This window comes from Mesorhizobium sp. M7A.F.Ca.CA.004.04.2.1 (assembly GCF_004022825.1).
In the GTDB taxonomy this organism is placed as follows: Bacteria; Pseudomonadota; Alphaproteobacteria; order Rhizobiales; family Rhizobiaceae; genus Mesorhizobium.
In genome coordinates this window covers 1-1,089 of sequence record NZ_RZPH01001438.1, presented here as the reverse complement: position 1 = coordinate 1,089, position 1,089 = coordinate 1, and the positions used below count along the sequence as shown (strand labels likewise).

1 protein-coding gene and 1 pseudogene are annotated in these 1,089 nt (G+C 65.4%); both read right to left on the bottom strand.

The window, feature by feature from the left end:
* A pseudogene (locus EN893_RS35210) lies at positions 1–438 on the bottom strand (porphobilinogen synthase); the annotation flags it as partial.
* A gap of 89 nt (positions 439–527) precedes the next feature.
* Positions 528–1,089: DUF2066 domain-containing protein (locus tag EN893_RS35205; RefSeq protein WP_128362224.1), on the bottom strand; the 562-nt coding region annotated here is incomplete at its 5' end.

Genomic DNA, 1,089 nt, shown 5'->3' with positions numbered 1-1,089 from the left:
GCCGTGGCTGGTGAATGGGTCGAGCGCGGCGTCGGTGATGATGCCGATCTGCGGCACCGCATCCTTGATCGCACGGGTGGCGCGGTTGATGACATTGTCGGGATCGAGGATATGCGAGCCGGTCTGGTCGCGCAGCGAGATGTCCACATTGGGGAAGGTGGCGAGTGCCGGAATGCCGAGTTTCGCCGCGCGCTCGGCCTCCTTGACGGCGAGATCGATCGACAGGCGGAAGACGCCGGGCATGGCGGCGATCGGCTCGCGGACACCCTTGCCCTCGACGACGAAGATCGGCCAGATCAGGTCGTCGACCGTGAGCCGGTTCTCCTGCACGAGACGGCGCGACCAGTCGGCCTTGCGCATGCGGCGCAGACGGCGGCTGCCGGTGATCTCGTCGACGCCGCGCGCGCCGGCGGGCTTTGCGGGGGTGAATTTGTTCATCGCTAAATACTCTCGTTCGGGCAGGCTTTTACCACGAGCTCCCGCTGCTGACCAATGCGGCACGATTGTGCCAGCGATCCGGTCGAAGTCTATTCGGGTTGCCCATTGCCTGACAGAATCTGTGCTGCGCCCCTGATGGCGACACGGAAAGCCTCGTCGAAGCCGACACCGCGCACCTGCCAGATGTAGGTCTTGCCGGCCGCGGCCAGCCGCCAGTCGGCGATCCAGCCCAGTTCCTTGTCGCTCCAGACGAGACTGCCGGAAAGCGCCTGGTCGGCGCCGGTCTTCTTCGCCAGTGTGTCGAGCTTCGTCATCTCGGCATTGCGAAGCGCCTGATCGTCCAATCCGGCCCGCGACAGCTGCGCCGCCGTGGGAAAAGCCACCTGCATGGCCAGCGGTACGGCGGCATTGCCGAACGATTCGCGCATCGGCATGCCACGGTCGTCGTCGGCATCGAGCGCATAATGCATTGTTCCGCGCTCGGTCGTCAAAAACACCGCCAGCCGCGGCCGCTCGGCCAGCCACGGCCTGCTGCCGAGCGAAGCCAGCACCGGGTCGATTTCAGCCGGCTTGTACTGGCAGGAAAGGTTGTGGGGCCGATCGTACGTGCCCTTATCGTCATGGTTGGGAATGCCTTCCATGCGGTCGCGG